Source organism: Micromonospora sp. NPDC049204, from assembly GCF_040647935.1.
In the GTDB taxonomy this organism is placed as follows: Bacteria; Actinomycetota; Actinomycetes; order Mycobacteriales; family Micromonosporaceae; genus Micromonospora.
This window is the reverse complement of sequence record NZ_JBEZDC010000020.1, coordinates 129,633-146,531: the sequence shown is the minus strand read 5'-3', so window position 1 is coordinate 146,531 and position 16,899 is coordinate 129,633. Positions and strand designations below refer to the sequence as shown.

Annotated in this window: 15 protein-coding genes and 1 pseudogene; 8 read left to right on the top strand and 8 right to left on the bottom strand. The window is 69.2% G+C overall.

The window, feature by feature from the left end; all coding sequences use genetic code 11:
- Positions 1-141: 141 nt before the first annotated feature.
- Positions 142-837, top strand: a complete 696-nt coding sequence (locus tag AB0A90_RS30300) for a hypothetical protein (RefSeq protein ID WP_357254529.1) — start codon at positions 142-144, stop codon at positions 835-837.
- Positions 838-1,585: 748 nt separating this feature from the next.
- Complete coding sequence (locus tag AB0A90_RS30295; protein WP_357254526.1) at positions 1,586-1,741, top strand: hypothetical protein; 156 nt, start codon at positions 1,586-1,588, stop codon at positions 1,739-1,741.
- A gap of 71 nt (positions 1,742-1,812) precedes the next feature.
- Here AB0A90_RS30295 and AB0A90_RS30290 read toward each other — a convergent pair whose 3' ends face one another.
- The 3 genes from AB0A90_RS30290 to AB0A90_RS30280 all read right to left on the bottom strand — a co-directional run bounded on the left by AB0A90_RS30290 (position 1,813) and on the right by AB0A90_RS30280 (position 4,175).
- Positions 1,813-2,364, bottom strand: a complete 552-nt coding sequence (locus tag AB0A90_RS30290; RefSeq protein ID WP_357254524.1) for a kinase — start codon at positions 2,362-2,364, stop codon at positions 1,813-1,815.
- Entirely contained in the window at positions 2,361-3,602 is a 1,242-nt protein-coding gene (gene fxlM / locus AB0A90_RS30285) for a methyltransferase, FxLD system (protein WP_357254522.1), read from the bottom strand. The genes AB0A90_RS30290 and fxlM overlap by 4 nt, the downstream gene beginning before the upstream one ends.
- 90 nt (positions 3,603-3,692) lie before the next feature.
- Complete coding sequence (locus AB0A90_RS30280) at positions 3,693-4,175, bottom strand: NUDIX hydrolase (RefSeq protein WP_357254520.1); 483 nt, start codon at positions 4,173-4,175, stop codon at positions 3,693-3,695.
- A gap of 303 nt (positions 4,176-4,478) precedes the next feature.
- Between AB0A90_RS30280 and AB0A90_RS30275 the strand changes: the two genes are divergently transcribed.
- Together AB0A90_RS30275 and AB0A90_RS30270 are read left to right on the top strand one after the other, a co-directional pair.
- Positions 4,479-6,473, top strand: coding sequence for an NAD-binding protein (locus AB0A90_RS30275; RefSeq protein ID WP_357254517.1), 1,995 nt, complete (start codon positions 4,479-4,481; stop codon positions 6,471-6,473).
- A 576-nt stretch (positions 6,474-7,049) separates the two neighbouring features.
- Positions 7,050-8,321: a CehA/McbA family metallohydrolase gene (locus AB0A90_RS30270; RefSeq protein ID WP_357254515.1), complete on the top strand. Its 1,272-nt coding sequence runs from the start codon at positions 7,050-7,052 to the stop codon at positions 8,319-8,321.
- A gap of 74 nt (positions 8,322-8,395) precedes the next feature.
- Here AB0A90_RS30270 and AB0A90_RS30265 read toward each other — a convergent pair whose 3' ends face one another.
- Positions 8,396-9,190 (bottom strand): SDR family NAD(P)-dependent oxidoreductase, encoded by a 795-nt coding sequence (locus tag AB0A90_RS30265; protein ID WP_357254513.1) that lies wholly within the window; start codon positions 9,188-9,190, stop codon positions 8,396-8,398.
- Positions 9,191-9,267: 77 nt separating this feature from the next.
- On the opposite strand from AB0A90_RS30265, the gene AB0A90_RS30260 reads away from it, so the two are divergent.
- Positions 9,268-9,672 carry a helix-turn-helix domain-containing protein gene (locus AB0A90_RS30260; protein WP_357254512.1) on the top strand — a complete coding sequence of 135 codons (405 nt, stop codon included), beginning with the start codon at positions 9,268-9,270 and terminating at the stop codon, positions 9,670-9,672.
- Between the two features lie 166 nt (positions 9,673-9,838).
- Here the strand turns inward: AB0A90_RS30260 and AB0A90_RS30255 are convergent, their stop codons facing one another.
- Positions 9,839-10,702 carry an NmrA/HSCARG family protein gene (locus AB0A90_RS30255; protein WP_357254510.1) on the bottom strand — a complete coding sequence of 288 codons (864 nt, stop codon included), beginning with the start codon at positions 10,700-10,702 and terminating at the stop codon, positions 9,839-9,841.
- Between the two features lie 103 nt (positions 10,703-10,805).
- Between AB0A90_RS30255 and AB0A90_RS30250 the strand changes: the two genes are divergently transcribed.
- Together AB0A90_RS30250 and AB0A90_RS30245 are read left to right on the top strand one after the other, a co-directional pair.
- Positions 10,806-11,270 (top strand): MarR family winged helix-turn-helix transcriptional regulator, encoded by a 465-nt coding sequence (locus AB0A90_RS30250; RefSeq protein WP_357254507.1) that lies wholly within the window; start codon positions 10,806-10,808, stop codon positions 11,268-11,270.
- A gap of 390 nt (positions 11,271-11,660) precedes the next feature.
- Positions 11,661-12,317: pseudogene (locus AB0A90_RS30245) on the top strand (hypothetical protein).
- Between the two features lie 9 nt (positions 12,318-12,326).
- Here AB0A90_RS30245 and AB0A90_RS30240 read toward each other — a convergent pair.
- The 3 genes from AB0A90_RS30240 to AB0A90_RS30230 form a co-directional block, all read right to left on the bottom strand.
- A complete protein-coding gene (locus tag AB0A90_RS30240; RefSeq protein ID WP_357254505.1) occupies positions 12,327-12,782 on the bottom strand; it encodes a GNAT family N-acetyltransferase in 456 nt (151 codons plus the stop codon).
- Between the two features lie 88 nt (positions 12,783-12,870).
- Positions 12,871-13,251, bottom strand: coding sequence for an Mth938-like domain-containing protein (locus AB0A90_RS30235; protein WP_357254502.1), 381 nt, complete (start codon positions 13,249-13,251; stop codon positions 12,871-12,873).
- A 254-nt stretch (positions 13,252-13,505) separates the two neighbouring features.
- Positions 13,506-13,694 (bottom strand): hypothetical protein, encoded by a 189-nt coding sequence (locus AB0A90_RS30230; protein ID WP_357254500.1) that lies wholly within the window; start codon positions 13,692-13,694, stop codon positions 13,506-13,508.
- A 302-nt stretch (positions 13,695-13,996) separates the two neighbouring features.
- On the opposite strand from AB0A90_RS30230, the gene AB0A90_RS30225 reads away from it, so the two are divergent.
- Entirely contained in the window at positions 13,997-16,897 is a 2,901-nt protein-coding gene (locus AB0A90_RS30225) for an MXAN_6230/SCO0854 family RING domain-containing protein (protein WP_357254498.1), read from the top strand.
- The last annotated feature ends 2 nt before the right edge of the window (positions 16,898-16,899 follow it).

Sequence of the window (16,899 nt, the reverse complement as noted above, 5' to 3'; positions counted from 1 at the left end):
GCAAAATCACCGCAACTCGACCACGGGGTCAGGCGTTCTGGGGGCGCGAGCCGGTCGTTACGGGTAGCGGTTGTCTCGGCAGGCGTAGGGGTAGCGGCGCAGACCGCTGGCGCTGCAGACCGCCGGTCTGTCAACGGGGTGATGGAGGATGACGACCGGATCGCTGATGGCCCGTACTCGTGGACGTTCGGCATCATTGCCGGCATGGACGTCGAGGAACTGATCGCGCGCCATCCGCAGGTTTTCCACACGATGTCGGCTACTGCTTGGCCATCGGTGCAACAGCATGGCCTGCTGTCCACGCGGCAACTGATCGATTTGTTCGGCCTCGACGCTGGCGAGCGTGAGCGACTCTTGAGTGCGCCTCGCCAGCAGTCCACTGTTCTGCGCGCGCCCGGCCGGCCGCCCTCCGTGATTCGAGATCAGAAGCCGATGAAATTCATCGCCGAGAAGATTGATCCTGACTCGTCGCTTGCCGAATACCTCGCCGCCATCAACTCTCGGGTCTTTTTCTGGGCCAGCGCCGAGCGACTGGACCGGCTGCGTCAAGCGAAGGAGTACCGCACCGAGGGCCAAGTCGTCCTGCACGTCGACACCCGCGCCCTCGTCGAGCGATACGGCCCACGGATCGAACTCTGCCGGCTCAACTCTGGGGCGGTGACGCAGAAGAACCACCCCTTGCGAGGACACCGATCCTGGGTGCCGATCGCCGACTACCCCTACGACGAGTACCGCCGCCGGTTCGGCAGCGATGGCGCCCTGGTCGAGGTCACCGTTCTGGGCGCCGTCCCTGACATCCTCGACTTGACCGACAAGATCGAAGGCACCCCCGGCTGAGTTCTGCTCGACAAGGCGCGTCGATCGTGAGCGTGCTCCCCGATCGACCGATGCGGCTGCGGGAGCCAGCACTGGCGCCAACCAAAGCACTGGGCCAGAGCTCACGATCGGTCGGCGGCCCGGTGCGAGCCCAGTTTGGGGGAGCAGGTTGGGAGCAGCGGGCTGCCCTGAACGGCCGTGAACTGCGTCCAACGGCATCGAACGGCGCTCAACTGCACCCGCCCCTACCTGCGGCTCCACGTTTGCGCAGGTCAGAGTCGGTGCGGCGTCCTGTTTCACACCGAAGAGGTCGCTGGTTCGATACCAGCATCGCCCACTCTCAGTTTTTGCAGTTCAGAAGCCCGTTGCCGAGATAGTCGGTAACGGGCTTTGCGGTATGTGCGGCTTACGTTGGGAGCAGCGGCTCTGGGTGGGTAGTCCTGCCGGCGGCTACCGGGCGGTCCGATGCCCCGATCGTTCGACCATCACCGTTCCGGTGCAAGCTCCGGCAGTCTCATGAGGGCTCCGACAACAGCAGCCTCGTGGCTGCCCTACAGCCAGGCGGTCTGCGGCGCCCTGGCGTCGCGGTGGTACCTGAATCGGCCGGTCGAAGGTCCGAGACGGGCTCGGCGCAAGGCGTGGCGAACCAGGGTTGGCCCGCTCCGGCTGATCGCCGGCGAAGATTGAGAGCGCCACAGCGTGAACCGTCCATGTTGTCCGGATCAAGAGTGCTGTGGTGTAAGCCACCAGGTGCGGCCGCTAAACGGAAGTGCGGTCCAGGCGGCGGGCGGAGATCGTCTGGAGCCTGGCCATCAACCGGTTCGCCGTCCAGGTGCTCGTCGGGATTCTCGTGCTCATGCTGCTCGGTGATGCCTGGGTACGCGCATGGGGGCGGCTGATCAGTGAACAGTCCGTACACGCGTAGCTCGTGCTGGCGCCGGCCTGCCCAGTACGGGTCGTCGATGGCCGGTGGCGACGACGGCCTTGTCGGCGCGGTCATGGGACTGCCGGGATCAGGTCGTCGTCGCGGCCGGTCAACGGCAGGCCGGCGGTGGTGGCGATGCGCTCGATCGCCTGCTCCAGGGTGGTGGTCTCGGGGAGGACGAGTTCGTCGGGCCAGCCGAGGACGTCGCGTGGGGTGTACCAGCTGCGCAGGTTTTCCGGCGACACCTCCGCCGCCATGGGACGCGTTTCGTGGCGCCGTAGGGTCTCTGGCAGCGACACGTCGAGGTAGACGAAGAGCGTTCGCCCGCGGTGCGCGTCGCGCAGCTCGGTGAGCATGCTCCGGTACCGGGCGGTGTGCATGATTCCTTCCAGGATCACGTGGTAGCCGTGGTCGAGACAGAAGCGGACGTTCTGCGCCATGAGCGTGGGTGCGAGACCACCTGGCTTGTCACGTTCCCTGAGCAGGATCCGCCTAATATGATCTTGGCCGACGAGGGCGCAGCCGCGGCCGTGTCGATACCGCAACTCACGGGCGATGGTGCTCTTACCCGAGCCGGAGTTCCCGCGGAGGCAGATCAAGATCGGCAACTCGGTGTTGCTCATCGGTCTGTCTCCGGCCAGGTGATCGCGGTCAGCGTGTGGCGGCGGGGCACGAGCAGCCGCAACCGTTCCGTGTCGGTCAGTCGTGTGCCGGCCGGGTGCACGGTGATGTCCGGGCCGGCGCCGGCCCGGAACTGCTGGTCCCAGGCCACTGTCAGTGCCATCAAATCGCTGGTCAGTTCGGTGGCGTGCGGACCGAAGCCGTGCCCGCCGAGCTGCCACGTCGTCGTGTCGTGGCCGCGCATGGTCAGGTAGGCGAGGCTGTCACCGGTCAGCAGGGTGGGGCAGAAGAAGCGGTCCTGTGGATCCAGCAGGCCGGCGGTGCGGTCCCGGTCGACTCTGAGCACGCCGTACGGGCGAGGCTGACTGGCCAGCCACAGGTGCAGGCTCTCGATGCAGGTGCCCATGCTCATGTCCAGGGTCACCGGCGAGGACACCTCGACCCGTGGGCCGTCAAGGGCAGCGCGGAGGGCCTCGGCGTTGGTGGTGGTGGTGTCGTCGTCCAGGGTGAGAACGGCGTCGTCGCCGCGCAGCGGCACCCGGCGGGCCGGGCCCCGTCCGTGGCCTTGCATCGCGACGAAGCCGCACTGCACGGATGCTGTCGCGGCCAGGTGGTCACCTGCGGACTGCAGGGTGAGGCAGCGGGTGTTGCCGCGCATCCGCAAGGGCACCACCAGTCTGCCGGCTGGTGCGAGCTGGTCGGTCCACGCGGGTGGGAGGTCACTGGCCTCGACCGTGACGAGCACCGCGTCCCACAACCCGTCGGCGGGATGGCCGTGGACGCCATCGGCGTGGACCACCTCGACCTGCGGGTAGCCGGCCTGTGCCAGCGCCTCTCGCGCGTGGGTGACGACCTGCACGTCGATGTCGACGCTGACGACCGTTCCGGTCGGGCCGACGACCTCGGCGATCAGCGCGGCGTTGTACCCTCCTGAGCCGATTTCCAGGACCCGGGCTCCAGGCCTCAACCCGGCGGTTTCCACCATGTACGCCTGCAACCACGGCGCGGAGATCGAACTGGTCGCCTTCCCGTCCGAGCCGCGTCGGGTGACGACAACATCATTCGCGTACGCGGTCTCGATGCTGGTGCCGGCCGGGGCGAACAGGTGCCGCGGTACTGCGGTGAACGCCGCCGCCACCTCCGGTCGGGTGATCCAACCCTGACTGCGCAGCTGGTCGACCAGCTGCCGGCGAGCGTCCTCCGCCGTCAACGCCCCGGTCGTTCTGCTTTCAGGTCCCACGAGGGCATCTCCTCCCACGAGCGAATGTCAGGTGAGCAGCCGGCCGACCGCGACGGGCGTCGACCCGTTCTGGGATACGGCAGGTCGAGATCAGGAGACCGGCACGCCGTCTTCGAGGTAGCGGGTCGACCCGTCGGCACGCGCCTGGAGGCATTCGCTGACGCGCCGGGCCAGCAACGGCTGCAACCGCTGGCGCGTCTGCGGCGGGGCAGACCACGCCCAACCCTTCAACTCGGCGGGCGGCACGACGATCCGCTGCGCCTGAACCGCGTCCAGGACACCGCCGTCGAAGACGAGCATCACACCGTCGGTACGGCCAGCACGGGCCGGCACCCAGTCCACGACGAGCAGCCGACCCGGCGTCAGGCGCACGCCGAGCTCTTCGCGGCACTCCCGGACCGCCGCCTGCCACGGCGACTCGCCGGCCTCAACACTGCCTCCGGGAATCTCCCAATCCGTTTTGTACGCCGGCTCGACCAGCAGAACCCGATCCTGCGAATCGGTGATCAACAGTCCGGCCGCCATTCGCTTACGCGGAAGGCCAGCGGTGAATTCCTGGGCGTCGGAGGGCATGCGGGCACCCTAGAACTCCAGGCAGCCGACACGCCCGCAGCGCCGCGCACCGACAATGTCGGCACATCCCCGACACCGCTGACGAGGCGCGTTCGTGGACGTGCTTCCCGATCGACCGATGCGGCTGCGGGAGCCAGTGCGGGCGCACCAAGGTACTGGCCGGCAGTTCACTAGCGGTCGGCGGTCCGGTGCGACTTCCGCTGCCCGGCGGCCAACGACGATCAATCCCCGTTCTGCGTGTTGCTGCTGTCCGCCTCACCGCCATAGAACCTTCACGATCGGCGCATCTACCCCCGTTATGGCGTGCTGTTCGACGTGGGCCGCCCCGACGCCGCCGGCCGGACGCTGTCGAACCAGGCATCGTCGACCACGCTGAGAAGGCTCTGCGCGCATTGCGCGGCGTCCGCGGCCGTACAGATGCGCTGGATCGGCGACCACCTCCACGCCGAAGCCACCCTCGTGGTCGACGCCACCCTGGGCCTCGTCGTTTACCATTCGATGGTGTCCGAAGACACCAGGCAGAGCTCCACCGCAGAGCCAGCTCGGCAGCGGTTTGTTGTCTGTGGGGACGGTGCGGTGGCCCGCCGTCTGGTCACTGAACTGGCAGACCGCTACGGTGTCGCGGTCACCGTGGTCCTGCCGTCGGCGAGCGACCACCACCTACCCGACCTTGCTGACCTCGCTTCGGAATTCAGCGTGGCCGAGGGACAGCCGGAGATCATCATGGCCCGTCGCCTGACCGGGGAGGTGCTCGATCAGGCTGGGGTCCGGGACGCTGCGGCCGTGGCGTTTGTCGGCCTCGACGACGTGACAAATGTGGATGCCGCCATGATCACCAGGGACCTGGCTCCCGATGCTCGGCTCGTGGTCAGACTGTTCAACCCGGTGCTCGGCGAGGGCGTGGCCACGATGCTCGGGGACTGCGCCGTACTCTCCGGATCCGAGATCGCCGCACCGGCGTTCGTTGCCGCCACGCTCGGGGACGCGACGCCGACGTACGTGCGGCTGCGCGACGGTGAGCTGCTGCGTAGCGTGATGCGCAGCGCCGTTGACCCGGCCGGTGCGGATGTGGTTTGCGGCTTGGCCGACACGACCGGCACGGAGCCGGTCGTCCTTCCAGTAGACCAGGATTCGGCAGACCTGGTGCTCGTCCGCGCATACGGACAGCCCCGATCGGACCCGCCGCGTCGACGACCGCGCCTGCTTCGGGCCCTCGGCCTGGTGTTCAGCCGCAATCTGCGACTGGCGTTGGTCGGCACGGCCGCGATACTCGCCGCGGCCAGCGTCCTGCTGGCGTACACCCGCAGCGTGAACCTCGCGGAGGCCGCCTACCTGACGCTGCTGACCGCGATGGGAGCCGCCGAGGTCGACTCCGCCGCACCGCTCACCGAAAAGGTGACAGCGGTGGTGCTGGTGGCCACCGGGGTGGCGCTACTTCCCACCGTCACGGCCCTGGTGGTGGACTCACTGGTGCGCGCCCGGCTGGCGGTCGCCGCCGGCGGCATGATCGAACCGATCGACAACCATGTCGTGTTGGTGGGACTCGGCAACATCGGCACCAGGGTCCTGGAAGAACTGCATTCCGTCGGCATCTCCGTGGTCGCCGTCGACCGCACCGAGTCGGCACGAGGAATCGGTGTCGCCCGTGAGCTGGGTCTGCCGGTGATTGTCGGCGACGCGACCCGGCCCGAGACACTGCGAGCCGCGTCCGTACACACCTGCCGGGCGCTGGTGGCGTTGACCGACGACGATGTGACCAACCTGGAGACCGCCCTGTCCGGGCGGTCCTCGCATGAGGCGGACCGAGCACGGTCGGCAGCGACCAGGCCCCCATTGCGGGTGGTGTTACGGCTGTTCGACGACGGCTTCGCGGAACGCACGCAGCGCATACTAGGCATTAACGAATCGCGTAGCGTTTCATCCTTGGCAGCGCCGGCGTTCGCAGCCGCCATGATGGGCCAGCAGGTCATCGACACCATCTCGGTCGGCCGCCGGGTATTGCTGGTGGCCGAGTTCCCCGTGGGCGCCGGGTCCGAGCTCGAGGGACGGTACTGCCACGACGTCAACCAGCCGGGCGCAGTGAGGGTGATCGCGGTGCGGACCGGTCGGACGGGACAGACCATCTGGTCGTTGCCGGAACGTCGGCCACTGGTCCGCACCGACCGGCTGATCGTGCTGGCCACACGCGCCGGTCTCGCGGCGCTGTTGCCGCGCACGATACCCAGCCCCGATGCTGAACCACTGGCCGATGTCGCGCCCTTGCGGCTGCTTGCGCCGGCACCGCGCGATGGTGAGTGAACGCTCCCCGTAGGCCGACCGTACCGCGTGTGAGTGGGCCAGCCCGGCTGCCCTCACGTTCGCTTTTGTTGCGTCGTCCACACGGCCGCGCTCACGGTGCCGCCCGCCGGCTTCGGCGCTGGGAGGTGATTCGTGTGCCGAGGTTGATCCCGTCCAGGTCGTGCAGGTCATACAGACCCTTTCGCGGGACGCGTCGAACGTCCACCGAGGTGCTGGAATACGCGACCAGACGGTCGAATCGAACGCCCGGAGCCTAGACGCCAAAGAGCACGCGTCTGGGCCTCGGTCGGGGGTGCGGATCGATGGTCCGACGCTCTCGGGCGGACGCTGGGCGGCCGCCACCGATCGATCGCTGTCAGCCCGCTCGCCTGATCCACGCCGTTCGGTCGAACGTAGCTCCGCGGGCCAGCAGCACGCGATGTAGGCCCGGAAACACGAGGACAGGTTGTCGGCCACCGACCGGGGCCAGGCTCCCCTCCGTGGTGCGGCCGATGCGGCACGAGGCGTACCGCAGTGTTCGCCTGACCGACGACTCGGCGCGACGTCTCGGTCAGCTCCATCACCATCTATATAGCCATGACTGGACATCACCCGCACCACTGCCACCACGACCATGGACCCGACGACACTCTCCCGTACGGCCAGGTTGAGGTCCCCGCAGGCTTCGGCCGACGGGCGCTTCTGGCCGGAGCCGGCGGGACGCTGATGCTGGCCGCGCTGCCGACCGCGGCGCGGGCGGCCAACACGACGATGGCCGGCGCCCCGACCGCGGCGGTCGGCGCCGGACGGTCATCCTCGATCACCCAGGGCACGACGCTGGTCCACGCGGACATGCACAACCACACGGTCATGTCGGATGGTGACGGCAGCGCCGAGGCCGCGTTCGCCTCGATGCGCGAGGCCGGTCTGGACGTGGCCGCGCTGACCGATCACGCGACGCTCTTCGCCATTGAAGGTCTCAGCTCGTCGGAGTGGCGGACCACCGGTGACCTGGCCAACGCGGCCAATGACCCGGGTCAGTTCACCGCGATCCGCGGGTTCGAGTGGTCGCATCCGCTGCAGGGGCACATCAACGTCTGGAACACCTCCGACTTCGCCGACCTGTTGCGGGCCGGCAGCCCCGGCAGCCTGTACAACTGGCTCACCGGCCGACCCGGGGGTCTGGCGAGCTTCAATCACCCCGGTCGGGAGGCGGGCCGGTTCAACAACTTCTCCTTCAACGCCTCGGCCCGTGATCAGCTCGTGGGGCTGGAGATGTTCAACCGGACCGACGACTTCCTCTTCGAGGGCTGGTCGTCGGGCGTAACGTCGCCCCTGGTGGCTTGCCTGAACGCCGGTTGGCGGCCGGCTCTGACCGGCGTCACCGACGAGCACGGCACCAGTTGGGGCTTCCACGAGGGCAAGGGCCGCAGCGGTCTGTGGGTCGCCGAGAACACCCGCGCCGCGGTGTTCGAGGCGATGGCCGCTCGCCGTTCCTTCGCCACCCGCGTCTCGGGGCTGCGGGTGGACGCCACGGCCAATGGCGTACGCATGGGTGGGGTGTTGAACGTGACCTCCGGTGACGTCCGGTTCCTGCTGGACCTGGACCGCGGCTCGGCCTGGGACGGCAAGCCCCTGCGGATCCAGGTCCTGCGTCCCGGCACCTCGGCGCCGACCGTCGTCGACGTCATCGACACCGTCAACGGTCAGGTCACCGACTTCACCGTGCCGCTCGACGTCGCCGACGGCGACTGGGTGGTGCTCCGGATCTCCGATCCGTCCCTACCCAACGGCACCCCCGGCCCAGCCGGTCACCCGTGTAACGACTTCGCGGTGGCCTACACCAGCCCCTGGTGGCTCCGGCCCTGACCTCCGAGGTGCCGGTCCCGGCACTGCCGACCAGCCGCAGGCGGCCGCGTCGGTCGTTCCGGGACCGGCGGGCCTCAGCTCAGAAGCTTTTCCGTGAGGTCCATCAGCCGCTCGGCGTCGCGGGGGTCGAGGGTCGGGAAACTGGGCGGAAGTCGCTTCCCCCGGTCGATGGCGGTCACCGGCGCGGCCGGCGGCGCATCCAGGAACTGGTGAATCGGCGCCACCGCGTCTGCGACAGGTCGGGCCGCCACCGCCGCAACCGCCAGCAGTCCTCGGACCATCAGCGGGAGTGCGCTTCGATCGCCGCTTCTGGTGAATCCGGGATGGTAGAGCACGTATCGGGCGCGGCTGCCGGACCGCTGGCCGAAGCCCACGCCGAGCAGGTCGTTGGCTCGACCGGCCTGCAGTTGTGCGGCGATGGCCGAGTAGCCCGACTTCAGCTGCGGGTCGGCCCAGTGCACCTTCCCTTTGGTGACCCCGACACCAGCGACGTTCACGATCACCGGCGCGGTAGCCCGGTCCAGGGCCGGACGCAGGCCGAAGCTGAGCAGATATCGACTGAGGTAGTAGAGCGCGAATGTGTGCTCCAAGCCCTCGACGGTCATGATGCGTCGCGGCGTCACAGCATTGGCGAACAGCGCCAGCGCGTCCACGACCTGGTTCTCGGTAAGGATGTGCTCGATGACCTGCCGCGTCTCGGCCATGCTGGACAGGTCGACGGAAAGGAAGGCGATCGAGCCGCCGGCTAGGGCCTCGCCGCGTTCGCGGCTGCGGCCGAGTACCAGGACCCGGTCGCCGCGTTCGGCCCGCCCCAGGGCCAACGCACGTCCCATCCCGTTCGTGCCGCCACTGACTACCACGGCGCCCATGTCGTTCCCCATTATCGTTGCTCATTGACGTGCTCATTCTGGGCAGCCAGTCGGCGGAGGCGAAAGAAGGCATTTTTATGTCCACAAGTAACACCGGTGTGAGTGCCTCGCTACACGACCATCAGCTGCCGACACCCGTTCCGGTCGGCGAGTACGAGCACTGCCCGGTGACCGACGTGCTGCGGCGGGTGAGTGACAAGTGGACGCTGTTGCTGGTCACCCTGCTCGGCCGGCATCCGTACCGGTTCAACGAGTTGCATCGGGCCGTGGAGGGCATCAGTCCGCGCATGCTCACCCGGACGTTACGCACGCTGGAGAGCGACGGTCTGGTCGAGCGGGAAGTGTTTCCGACGTTGCCGCCGAGCGTCGAGTACCGGCTGACGCCGCTCGGCGTCAGCCTTCTAGAGCCGCTCTCCGCGCTGGCCGACTGGGCAGTCGACCACCACGCCGAGATTGCCGCGGCACGTCGGGGACCCCGCTGAGACACCACGCGATGCTCATCTGTCGCTGACATGGCGCAGCTTTCGTGAGCGTGCTGCCCGATCGACCGATGCGGCTTCGGAGCCAGCACTGGCGTGGTGCCGGCTGTTGAACTGGGGCCTGTCGGCGCCAATCACGAGGCCGGGTGGTCGGATCGGCGGATGCCGGTCAGTCCCGCGGTTGGGTGAGCCATTGGTCGAGTGTCAGGAGTCCGGGATGGATCCGGCGGAGTGCGGGGATGTTGGCCGCATAGCCGGTTTCACCGAACCAGAACAGCATTTTCGCCTCGGGGCCTGCCAGCTTCAGTAAGGGCTTCGGCAGGCGGGCGTAGCGGATGCGGCGTCCCGCGCCGCGCAGGGTCTGGGCGATCTGCGCGATGGTGAGTTCGTCGCCGGCGAGTTCGAGGGCTTGTCCGGCGAACTGCTCGGGTCGTTCGAAGGCGAGTCGGGCGAAGACACCGATGTCGGGTACCGCGATCGTCTGGAGGGTTTTGGTCGGGCCGAGGGCGGCGGCCATCATGCTCAGGCCGACGCTGGCGCCGCGCAGGGTGAAGACGCTGGTGAACGTGGTGGGCCGCAGAATCGTCCAGCTGAGGCCGGTCGTGCGGAGGTGTTGTTCGATTTCCCATTTGGTGTCGAAGTGGGGGATGCCGCGCACACGTTCGGCGCCGCCCACGGAGGTGTAGACGAGATGCCGGCTGCCGGCTGCCTCTGCGGCGTCGATGACGTTCCTGCCCTGGCGGACTTCACCGGAACGGCCGGCGGTGCGGCTGTTCTGCACGCTGAACACACCGTACGTTCCGGCGATTGCCCCCTTCAGAGATTCCGCGTCGTCCATGTCGCCGGCTGCGATGGTGACCCCCCGTTTGGCCAGGGCGCGGGCCGCGCGGCCGGCGGGGTCGCGGGTGAGGGCGCGAACGGTCCAGGCGCGGGTGCGCAGCAGCGCGTCGACGACCGCGCCGCCTTGGTTACCCGTCGCGCCGATGACCAGAATCACAGGTGCGGGCCGGTTCGGCGTTGGCTCGGTTGACATGGCACTCCTTCGTGTCGACGGTGAGCCGGTATGCTATTGATGAACTAGGTGAAACTTACCTGGTTCACTATTGCTGTGTGGAGTATTTCGATGGAGGTGTCGAGTGTCAAGCCGTCCGCAGACTGGAGACAGCGACGCGGTTCGTCTCGGCGAACTGCTTGGCCGGTCCTGGCGAACCTTCTCGAGGCTGGGGCAGGCCCGCTTCGCTGAATCCGGGCTGTCCGCGGCGAGTGTGCGCCTGCTGCTGGCGCTGGCCGCTGAGCCGGACAGCCGGATGGGGGACCTGGCCAAGCGGCTTGGTGTGACAGCCCGCGCTCTCACGCCGATCACCGACAGCCTGGCCAACGACGGTCTAGTTTCGCGGGTGGTCGACCCGACCGACCGGCGCGCCTTCAAGCTGGTCCTCACCGGACTCGGCGCCAGCCGAGCCGAGAACCTCAGCATCCTGCAGGCAGAGATCAGCGACGAGATCTTCGGCGCCCTGACCTCCGAGCAGCGGCGCGAACTGGGGCGACTGCTCCGCACATTCGTCGAGGCGGCGGGTGACGAGACAACCGACGAGTGCTGACCGCGAGTACCGGCCCGTCACCCGCCGCCCTTAACAAGCCACCAGCAACCCACTACTGGGCGCAGGAGTCGATCGCGCTATGGAGAAGTGACGCCGAAGTACTCGACCAGGTGCACGCCCGGCCGGTTGGCGACCAACGCATCCATACTTCTCGCTGACAAGGCGCGGCGATCGCTAGCCCCAGTCCTCGGGGGCCTCGACGAGTTTGCATCGAAGCGCGTCGCGGATCAGCGAAGCGTCCTCGCCGAACGAACTGCTGAGATCCCAGTATTCGTGGTTGAGCGCGTCATCTGGATCGAGGCGGCCGATCAGATCGGCGACGTCGTCGAGTTCGAAGTAGGTCGCGGACGCGGCAAACGCGGCAATCTGCTCGGCGGTGCAGTCGTCCAGTTGTCCGAGCCGGTACGGGCACGGCGGTTGACGCACGAAGAAGGCCGTAAGCTGCAACAACTCGTCCGCCGGGGCAAGCACGATTCAGTACGGGTTCGGCGGGCGTTGATCATCATGGCGTCGGCGTCCGGGACACCTGTCCCGGCGATCGCCCGGCTGATCGCCGGGCACGAGGACACCGTCCGCGACGTGATCCACGCGTTGTTTCGCCTTCGACCAGTGCGGGCCACTGTCGATCCGACCGCACCACGGCCGCGGCTGGGTTCCGCAGTCGCATCCGGCGGCTGCCGGCGACGTATCACCGCACGCACGGCATCCGGTACTTCCACGGCTGCTACAGCCTCGGCGACGACCCCGGCCACCCGGCCCGCCCGCACCAACGTCGAGCCGTGTCTCACCCCGACCAGTGCGTCCTCGGCCAACCCCATCGAGGCCCCGTTCGGGCCGCTACGCATGTTCACGATGGCCAACTCGAACCACCCCAATCACATGGTCCTGGCCCGCGAGCTGCACAAATACCTACGCTGGCGCTACGCCAACGCCCGCCACCCGGACGTCTTGGCCGCGCAACGCCGCGAACGCGCCCGCCTCCGCAGTGAACGCCAGCAACGCTGGGGCCGCCCCCGCAGGAAGCCGCCTGAATATCGGGCCCTGTGACAGCCTCGACTACAAGATTTTGGTCATATGCACGCTGTTCGGGTCCTCTGGGTAGTCGGCGAACGGCTCGCATCGGGTGAATCCGTACTTCGCGTAGAGCGCCCGCGCCGGCGCAAAATGGTCATCCGCGCCGGTCTCCAGGTATAGCCGGGTGAAGCCGCGACGGCGGGCCTCTGCCAAGACGTGTTGGAGAAGCGCGGAGGCCACTCCCCGCCGCTTCGCGGTCCGGGCGGTCCGCATCGACTTGAGTTCGGCGCTCGTGTTGTCCAGCTTCTTGAGAGCTCCACAGCCCACGAGTTCGTCACCGTCGTAGACCGACCAGAAGGTCACTGCGGGCTGGCGCAGCCCGTCGAGGTCAAGGGCATGCTTACTCTCGGGCGAGCTGACCGCTCGCATTTCATCGAGGTGCTCCTGCAAAAGCGCCTGGATCTTAGGCCCGGACAGGTCATCCACGACGATCTTCATGCCGCGATGGTAAACCGGCCTGCCCGGCAGCAGTGGCGACAAACTCACCGCGGGACCACCATGCCGGTAGACGTACGTGGTCACCGCACTAGCAGGTCGAGTGGAACAGCCCTGCGACGGCGGTGCCACTGGTGGCGAGGGCGTTGTAGATCTGGACTGCCTCGGTCGTCTGGGCCACGTGAACGGCCACCCCGCGCTCCTCGAGCAGCCTGAGCGTACGTGCGTCGACCTGCAGTTGCAGTTGCATGCCACGCGACAGAACGACGGCCTCGGCGCCATGAGAGAGAAGTTCCTCGACGTCGTCCGGTTGGACGCCGGGGTTGTGACGGGTACCGGTTTCGGACCAGTCCCACGGGCGGCCACCGCCGGGGTAGAGCTTGAAGTCCTTGCCAACTCCAAGGTCCTCGACGTCCATCCGACCCCACGAGACCGACAGGACGAGCGGTGAACTGGTTGTTTCGCTGGTCACGGCGTCTCCTCGGTGACGGCAGCCGCGGCGGCGGCACGGGACGGAGCCAAGACCGCCGACCGTCGATCCACAGTATCTTTGGGCGCCGATCCGCGTGGTGCCTCCGCTACCCGCGATCCGCGCGCCACACGTTGCTACTCCGGGCTAGCTCGGGTTTCGTCCGGGGGCGTCCGATAGCAGGCGCGTTCAGGCGGATCACGCCAGGCGTTCGCGGCGGTGGAACGGCATCGCCGAGGGCGGTCGTCAATCCCGGGTCAGTTCCAGGGATCGGCGTTCGGATTCTCACCGAGCAACCGCGCGCTCTCCAGGCACAGGTCCTCGCCGAACAGCTGATTGCCACCGGAGTCGGTGCCCCACGTGTCGTCGGCGACGGCAGCGATGGCGCGCCATGTGTAGCCCTCAGCCCGCCACTGCCTGACCTGTCGCGCTATGTCCGTGGTCACGGTTAGTCCCCACCCATCCGCCACGTGTCGAATCTACGCTGCGCCTGGCAACGCACCGATGGCCGACGGCCGTCAGCTCCGGTCCCAGTCTCCGGGGAGCAGGGGGAGGGCCGGTTGGGCCGGATAACGGTGTGCGGACGGAACGGCCCCCACCGTACGATCCACGAGCCGGGTCGGCTCCCAGGTGCGCTTCCTTCTGACCCTTGTCCTGGAACTAGCGTGCCGACTCTCCGACCCGGCTCTCATCTTTCTCCGGGCCCGGTAACGGCCGGTGCCCCCGGATCGACGGGGAAGGAGGGCCGATGGACGCGGTTGCCACGGTGGTGCTTCGCCGAATCGGGGCGGTTCCACTCCCGACGGCGGGTTCGCAGACCCCCGCCGACGGCCCGGCGTGGGTCACTGCCCTCGAAGCCGACCTCGCGGCCCGGGGTTGGCTGCTCGACGCGGCGCTGCGAGAGCGGTTCGCGTCGCTTGACCCGCTGACGCGCATGCGCTGGGCGGACTGGCTGTCGGCGGTGGCCGACGAGGTCGTCGGCGCCGACCGTGACCACGTACCGCTCTTCCGCCGGTTTCCCGACACGCCGACCGCCCCGGAGGCGCTCTACGTCGAGCGGCTCATCGTCCACCTGCTACAGACGGCCGCGGCGCCGTGCATCCTGTGCGGGACGGTCGGCAGCGTGCAGCCGCTCGACCCGTGCGGCCATCTCGTATGCGCCAGCTGCTTCGCACCCGAGGTTTACACCGCATGCCCGATCTGCGGCCGGCGGCTCACCGCCGACAACACCTACCTGCCGCTGATCCCCATCCCACGGACCGGGCCGGCGTCCCGATCGGGGTACGCGACCACCGCCGCACCGGTGTGCCTGCGGCGGCTCACCCTCGATGTGACCCCCGAGGTCAACGCCCTGCGCCTGCGGGACAGCCTGGTGGCCCGCCCGGCAGCGCTCGGCGCGGCGGACCTGGCTGATCTGCGGACGCTCGTCGCCGCCACCGCACCAGGGCGGCTCGACTGGCTGCCGGACGTCGTGCCGGCGCGGGAGACCCTGGCCGGGGTCATCGCCTGGGCGCTGCACGCCACGGCGCTCACCGACACCGCCGGGCAGGTGCTCGCGGACGCCACCGCCCGGTGGCGCACGGCCGCCGACGTGGCGCGCACGCTGTGGGCCTACTCGGGCGGCGACCCCGGACTGGTCCTGCCGCGCCCGCGCGAGACAGGTGGGCCGTTGGAGGCCTATCGGGCGGTCGACGAGCCGCGCGTGACGGTGGAGGTCCCAAGGGTCCGGGCCCTGCCCCGGCCGCTGCGCCGCGCCGTACTGGCTTTCCTTGACTCGCTCGACCCGGCCACCGCCGCCGAGGACCTGGCGCGCCACCCGGTCGTGTGGAAGCGGCTCGCCGAGCGGCTGCACCCGTTCGAGTGGGCCAGCGCGTATCCGCGGGCCGCGGTCGTGTTCGCCACGCTGCGTGCCACCCGCGTCCCGGCCGTCAGCTCCCTGGGTCGGACCCTGGCGGCGGTCAGCGCCCGCCGGCCGGAGCGGTTGATCCTGTCGAGTCACGCCGACGGCACCGTCTCGGTGCGGGTGCGAACCTTCGCTGCACTTGTCGAGCAGGCCGTCGCCGGCGATGACGCCGTCGCGGCCGCCGCCCTCCTCGCCGACCGTCCGGGCGACCTGTGGCGGCGTATCGATCACCTGCTGCGCCTCGCCGACGACCCGGCGGCCGAGCAGTTCGTGCTCGACGCCGCCGCGCGGGTCGCGCCGACGGTCGCACCGATGGTCCTCGCCAGCGCGGCCGCTGCCCTCCACGGCCGGGACACGACCATCGCCGTCGAGGCGGCCGAGGCGCGGGCCGCCGTGGCCGCCGACGCCTCGGTCGCCGACGTGGCCGCGGCCGGCAGCGCGACCGGGATGGGCGCCGTCGGTGCCGCGCTGCGCCGCGCGCTGGGCATGGGCGGGCCGGCCCGCGGCGCGGTCGTGTCACCGGTGCCGGCGCGCGGCCCCGAGCCAGGCACCCCACGGCGGACGTTCTTTCCCAAGGGCGACGTCGTACGCACCTGGACGGCTCCGGAGCGGCGCCGGAGGCTGCCCGCCGACGCGGTTACGCGCGTCCGGGTGACCGTCGATGGGGAACTCGCCGAGCGGGCCGGCCGGCACGACCGGTTCGACGTCGCCGTTCTCGACGCTGAGCTGGCGCACGTTCCCGCTCCCATGCGCGAGCGCGCCGGCTCGGAGCAACTGGCCGGCTGGTCCCGCGGCAGTGTCCGCGCACTCGACGGTCACGAGGTGGTGCGGCTGTTCCTGCACTGGGTCGACGCCGGGTCCTCCCGGGTCGACCTCGACCTGTCGTGTGCCTTCTACGACGAGGCCTGGACACCGGTAGGGCACTGCGACTACACCCGGCTGCGGTTCAACGCGACGGCCGCCGTCCATTCCGGTGACCTCACCTCCGCCCCGGCCCCGCTGGGCGCGACGGAGTTCCTCGACCTGAACCAGGCCGCGCTCCGGGCGGCCGGGGTCGTGTGGGCCGTACCGGTCGTGTTGAGCTACAACGACGTCCCCTTCGAGGCGCTGACGGCGGCCTTCGCGGGGTTCTCCCTGCCGCAGGAACAGGGTGCCGCGTTCGACGCCGCCCGGGTCATGCAGCGGTTCGGGCTGCGTGGAGATGCCCGGTCCCTGGCGCCGCTGGTCCTCAACGTGCGCACGGGCCAGGTGATGTGGGTCGACGCGAGCCTGTCGACCCGGGGCTACGGGCACAGTGTCGGCCAGTACGGTCCACGGCTCGGTCGGGTCGCCGCGGACCTGTGGGAGCACTTCGAGGCGGGTACCCGGGCCAGCGTGCTCGACCTCGTCGCGTGGCACGCGGCGGCCCGCAGCGACCGGATCCTCGTCACCCACGCCGATGGCACCGCCACGGAGGTGCCGACCGGCGCTCCGGCGGCGACCGTGGCGGCGATTCGGGCGGCGGCGGCCGAGCCGGGCGATCTCGGCGTGCTCACCTCATTCGTCGGGTCGAGGGTGCTCGCGTCCATGGTGGACACCGTTCGACTGGAATCGACAGTCGGCGCCGACGTCGCCGGGGGATCGGCGGCTCTGCTGATCGAGGGCCGGGCCGGCACGCCCTGGACCGCGCTGACCGTCGCCGACCTGATGGCCGGCCTCGTTCCCAGCCTTGGTGCGGCATCGCCGGCGGTCCCGGGCCACGGGTAGGG